General features: G+C 69.0%; 2 protein-coding genes and 1 pseudogene. 2 read left to right on the top strand and 1 reads right to left on the bottom strand.

The features are described 5' to 3' along the window. Positions 1–132: 132 nt before the first annotated feature. A pseudogene (locus FXF52_RS40115) lies at positions 133–1041 on the top strand (RNA polymerase sigma factor); the annotation flags it as partial. A gap of 98 nt (positions 1042–1139) precedes the next feature. Here the strand turns inward: FXF52_RS40115 and rox are convergent. Then, complete coding sequence (gene rox / locus FXF52_RS40120) at positions 1140–2564, bottom strand: rifampin monooxygenase (protein ID WP_222870946.1); 1425 nt, start codon at positions 2562–2564, stop codon at positions 1140–1142. Positions 2565–3952: 1388 nt separating this feature from the next. Between rox and FXF52_RS40130 the strand changes: the two genes are divergently transcribed. Beyond that, positions 3953–5823, top strand: a 1871-nt coding sequence (locus FXF52_RS40130; RefSeq protein ID WP_148804870.1) for a zinc ribbon domain-containing protein, incomplete at its 3' end; no start/stop codon positions are given.

The raw sequence follows: 5823 nt of genomic DNA on the forward strand, positions 1-5823 counted from the left end.
CAAAAGGCGGCCGGACGGTATTCGGGGGAGGGGTTGGTTTCAGGGCTTGTCCCCTCCGGTCCTGTCGGGGGCCGTGGTTCCCGGCACCCGCCGTGTACGAGGGGGCGGGGGGGGGGGGGGGACCCGGCGTGGGAGGTGCAGCCTCCCGCCGGTCCGACGCCCGCCACGGACGACACGCTGCGGCTCTACTTCCTGTGTGCGCACCCCACCCTGCCGCGGACCTCGGCCGTCGCCTTGACGCTGCGCGCGGTCGGTGGCCTGACCACGCGGCAGATCGCGGCGGCATACCTCGTCCCCGAGGCGACCATGGCGCAGCGGATCAGCCGGGCCAAGCGGCGGATCGCGGGGCTGCCGCTCGACCAGCCCGGCGATCTCGGGACGGTGCTGCGCGTGCTCTACCTCGTCTTCAACGAGGGGTACGGCGGAAACGTCGACCTGGCGGCCGAGGCGATCCGCCTCACCCGCCAGCTCGTCGCCTTGACCGACGAGCCCGAGGTCGCGGGGCTGCTCGCGCTCATGCTGCTGCACCATGCGCGCCGCGCGTCTCGCACGGGCCCGGGAGGTCGCCTGGTGCCGCTTGCTGAGCAGGACCGGTCGCGCTGGGACACCGCCCTGATCGCCGAGGGGGTGACGATTCTGCAGGCCGCGCTGGCCCGCGACCGGCTGGGCGAATACCAGGCACAGGCCGCGATCGCCGCCCTGCACGCGGATGCCCGGACGACGTCCGAGACGGACTGGGTGCAGATCGTGGAGTGGTACGACGAACTGCTGCTCCTCACCGGCAGCCCGGTGGTGCGGCTCAACCGCGCAGTGGCGGTCGGGGAGGCCGACGGACCGCACGCCGGCCTCGCGGCGCTGGCTGAGGTGAGCCCCGACCTGCCCCGATACGCGGCGGTGACGGCATACCTGCACGAACGCGCCGGTGACCTCGATCGCGCCGCCGAACTGTATGCCGAGGCGTCCCGCGCCGCTGCCAGCGTGCCGGAGCGCGACCACCTCACCCGAGAAGCCGCACGGGTACGGCAACTGCTGCATCCGTGAGCGCCGCATCCGCCCACATGACCACACGAACCAGTCCCTGTCATGGCCTCGACCCGAGACAGGCCTATTCGCATGCATTTTCGATTGCTCAGGCGAAATCAGTTGGCGGGCCTGCCGAACCAGCGGGAGAGGTGGTCGTCCAGGTCCTGCTGATCGTCGCCGATCCAAGCGACGTGGCCGTCGGGGCGTAGCAGGACGCACGGAAAATCCAGTACCGCAGTGGGATCCCCGAGGTAATCGACCCGGTCCGACCAGCCGCCGACGGTCAGGCGTTCGGTGCGGTCCAGCACCAGGCCACGGCCGCGATGCAGCAGACCGTAGAGGTGGCCCTGTTTCACGTCGATGTCGCGCAGGCGGCGGCCGAGCAGGTCGGGGCCTGCGCCGAAGTCGTAGCGGATGCCGATCGCGGTGATCTTCTCGATCAGATAGCGGTTCACCTCGTCGAAGTCCATCAGTTCGGTGAGCAGCCTGCGCACGGCCTGCGGGCCCGGCTCGGTGGACAGCAGTTCCATCTGGGCGCGGGTGTTGTCCAGCACGTCCTCGGCGACCGGATGACGTTCGGCCTGGTAGGTGTCCAGCAGTGTTTCCGGCGCCCAGCCGCGGATCTGCGCGGCCAGTTTCCAGCCGAGGTTGAATGCGTCCTGAACGCCCAGGTTGAGGCCCTGTCCGCCGGTGGGTGGATGGATGTGTGCCGCATCGCCGGCCAGCAGCACCCGCCCGACCCGATAACGTTCGGCTAGCCGGGTGGCATCCCCGAAGCGCGACAACCAGCGCGGCGAGTGCACGCCGAAATCGGTTCCGGCGATGCTGCGCAGCGCTTGTTTGAAATCCTCGAGGGTGGGTGGCTCCGCGCGATCGCTGACTCCCGCGGCGGGGACGACGACGCTGTAGACGCCTTCGCCGAAGGGCCTGAGCCAGAACGGCCTATGGGTCTCGTGGATTTCGGTCACCCTGGCGGTGATCTCCTCCTGCGGCACACCCACTTCCATCTCGCCCATCAGCGTCTCGGTCCGCGAGGGCTCGCCGGGGAAGCCGACACCGAGCAGTTTGCGCACCGTACTGCGCCCGCCGTCACAGCCGACGAGGTAGCGCGAACGCAGCTGTTCCCCGTCGGCCAGCTCGACGGTCACACCCTCGTCGTCCTGCTCGAAACCAGCCACGGCACAACCGCGCCGGATTTGCGCACCCAGTTCGATCGCATGTTCTTCGAGCAGGCGTTCGATGACCGGCTGCGGGATGCCCAGCAGATAGGCGTGCGCGGAGTCCAGGCCCTTGGGCGCGGGTTTGTTGATGGCGGCGAAGAAGCCGCCGGCCGGACGCTGCCTTCCGTGTTCGAGAACGCGCTCCAGCAGTCCGCGCATTGCCATCAGCTCGAGACTGCGAATATGCAGACCGACTATGCGGACGAACGACTTGGGCTCGGTTTCCTTCTCCAGGACGAGTACCCGCACATCGTGCAGCCGCAGTTCGGCGGCCAGCATCGCGCCAGTCGGCCCGCACCCGGCAATGATCACGTCGAACATGAGGGGCGCGCGATCGGCGCCGGGGGCCGACGATGGGAGTCCGGGGACGTCGCCCGCGGTGAAGTCGCGCTCGACCGTATCGTTCGACGACGGCTCGGCGGGGAGCTGCAGAGAGTGCATAGGTGTTGCCTTTCGGGAGTGCCTGGTTGGCGAGGCGCTCCCGGCGACACCTACCTCAATCGCCCGACCGTGACGGGAAGGGGGAGCACCCACATCGATACAGCGTTCATGGGTCTCACCTCCTCGGGCGGTGTCACGAGCAACTGCAAGCTACAAGCCTGAGCATCATCCCGTCCAGTCCCTTCCCCGCCACGTGATCACGGCTCCGAACGGGCCAGTGCGGTTGCCGGGCGTAACCGGCGTGGCGGCCCGGCTGGTCCCGGTCTGGTCCTGGCTACCCCCGATGCGGACCGGATCTCGGTAGGCGCTGCGGCAGGGTGGCCAGCTGATCACCCGACCGTTCGGCGCCGTCCATCAACGGCGGCGGATCGGCGAGCACCGCCCCCGCCGCCCGCCGCCAGGCCGTCGTGCCGCTCCCGCCCGTCCGCGCCGCCGGGCCAACGCGCCAACTCGCCAACTCAGCTGCGAAGCGACGCGATCGTCCTGTGCGGCTCGTGAGCCGTTCGTCAACGGCGGCCCGCACCCCAACCAAATACTGGATTGATGTTAACGGTAATCCGTTAATCGAAACGGGAGAATCCGGACAAGTTGCCGGTACATCATAATGACAGTTCTTGTGTTTCCCCCCGCGTCCACTGGAGGCAGCAGCCGTGTCTGCCTGTAGCGCGCGGTGTCGTCTGCCAGTTGAGATGAGGCATCTCGCTGTTTCTGCCATTTACGTTGAGGCGCACCTTGGATGGCTGCTTCAGCGAAAGCGGGTGGCGGTGCACGCTGCGAGAGCGGTGCCTCCGGCGAGGCCGAACGATCGGTTCGAGCTGGTCTACGTGGACTCGGCCGGCGAACGCCAACGGGGACCGTTGTCGTTGTGCTGGAGCTTTCCGTTCGAGCGGGCCGGGGCAGTTCGTCAGTTCACGTCTCGTCGCGGCCAGCGGAGCTTCTCCGGCCGATGCGCGGCGCGTTCTGCAAGACCACGAGGCTCAGCCCTCAAAGGCGGCGTGGGTGGTGCCTGGGTCGCTGCCCGGTACCAACCCGACCCGCACCACAGCCGCGCAGCGGCGAGGAGCGGAAGCGGGGCGGTAGTGAATGGTCGTCACACCCGGCCGCCTCTTGGGCACGAGGCTGACCAACTTGATTAGGAATCGTCGGTGATCATAGGTTAGCCGTGTGGATCGTGGCGTTTGGCTTTGGGCTGGTTCGGGGGAGATTCCGGTGATGTGGGCCGGTCGTGATCGCGGGTTCTCTTGGTTCGATGGCGGGGCGATGAGTCGGTGACCGGAAAGCTGCCGCTGGCCGACGGCGAGACTTCCCGTACCGCTTGCGCCCAGGCCGTGCTCCGATCGGGGGTGGACGAGGAGAGCGGTGAGGTTCTGTCGCAGGCCGTGCTTGCGCAACGGATCGGCTGGTGTGCCGATCTGGTGGCGGGGATGGTCTCCGGCCTGTTGGTTGAGCGCTGGAATCCCGCGGATGTGGAGGTGTTGGCCTCCGGACAGGACCCGGGTGGCCGGAAGCTTCCGTCGAACGCGTGGATGGCGTTGCGGCGTCTGGGTTGGACGGTTACCGCGCCGGTGGGTGTGAGGGTCAATGACCGGGTCGTGCGGATGGCGCAGGAGCAGGCGGGGCGTGTTCTGCGTTCGGCGTGGTGGCGTGCTGGTCTGACTGGCGGTGTGTTGGCGACGTGGCCGGCCGATCCGCGTCAACGCACCCCGCAGGAGTGGGAGCAGGTACGCAAGGCGGTTCCGGGCGGGGAACATCTACCGTCCAGCATGATCAAGTCCCGCACTCGGCAGGCCGCGAAGTTCCTTGCCGTCAATGGGCGGCTGCCGGTGGATGTGTTCGAGTTGGAAGGTGTCCCAAGGGTGGCGCGGATGCTGCTGTTGGCCGCGTGTGACCGGCAGCAGGCCACCATCGAGCGCAGCGACACCGACCCTAGGAGGGTGTTGCTGCGGTTGCAGTTGCCCACGCGCCCGGATCCGCGGGCGTATCGGGATTGGACGTGGGTGGCCTGTCCGATCAGCCTGCCGCCCACGGTCCCCGCCTCGGCGGTGCTGCACCTGCCCACCCTGCGCGTGACCGGCCGGCAGGTGCGCGCCGATGTCGCGTACACGCACGCCGTGCCGAAGGCCCAGCGCACCGGGCACACGGTCGCGGTCGGCGTGGACTGGGGTCTCAACACTCTCCTCAGCGCGGGGGCCCTGCGCCTGCACGAGGGCGGGCGGATCACGGCGTTGGGGGCCGGTGGCCAGTTCCGAGCCGCCGGCATCCTCGCGAAACAGCACCGGCTGCGCCGCCTGTCAGAGCGGCTGCATGCCAAGGCCGACCACTACCAACGGCTCGCCGGCCGTGACGAGCGGCATCACCTCGCGGGCAAGCTTGCGGTGCTGCGTGACGAGATCCGCCACGTCTCCGACCGCCGGACGAACCTGAACGTCGCGCTCGCGTGGGCTGCCGCCAGATGGGCCGTGGACCAGGCGATCGCCGCCGCGGCGACCGTGATCTATGTGGAAGACCTGCGGTCGTTGGAAGCACGGGGCATGGGCGCCACCCTCAACACCCGCCTGTCCCAGCAGGTGCGCGGGCAGATCGTCGACCGGATACGGCACCTCGCCGCCGAGCACGGTATCGCCGTCGTCACCGTCCCCGCCCGGAACACCTCGAAACACTGCCCGCAATGCTTGACCCCGCTGCGGCACTGCAAGGCCCCCGACAAGCCCACGGTGCCGGGCTGGAAGTGGGCCATCTGTCCCCACCAGTCCTGCCGCTGGCAAGGCGACCGCGACCACGGGGCATGGCGGCGGATCGCCGCCCGCGGCCTGGCCCATCAGGCAAAGACCGTCATCGACAAGACCACCGGGCACATGGTCATCCGCGCCGTGGTCGACAAGTTTGAAACGTCTGCGGTTATCACGAAAACCAGCCGGGGGGACCGGTCGAAGACCGGCCCCACCCGGCGCAAGCCACCACGCCCCGCGCCCAGGCGACGCGGGGCACCCTCCCCCACCCGGCCCCACAGTCAGGCGGGTAAGCGTCCGGAGGGACACGCACCAACGGACCGGAGGCTGCCCCGCGCAGCCCACCGACACCAGGGCGTGAACACGATCAGCACACCCACCACCGGCCACCAGCCACGAGGAGCCGCCCT

The sequence above is a fragment of the Micromonospora sp. MP36 genome (genome assembly GCF_008119785.1).
In the GTDB taxonomy this organism is placed as follows: Bacteria; Actinomycetota; Actinomycetes; order Mycobacteriales; family Micromonosporaceae; genus Micromonospora.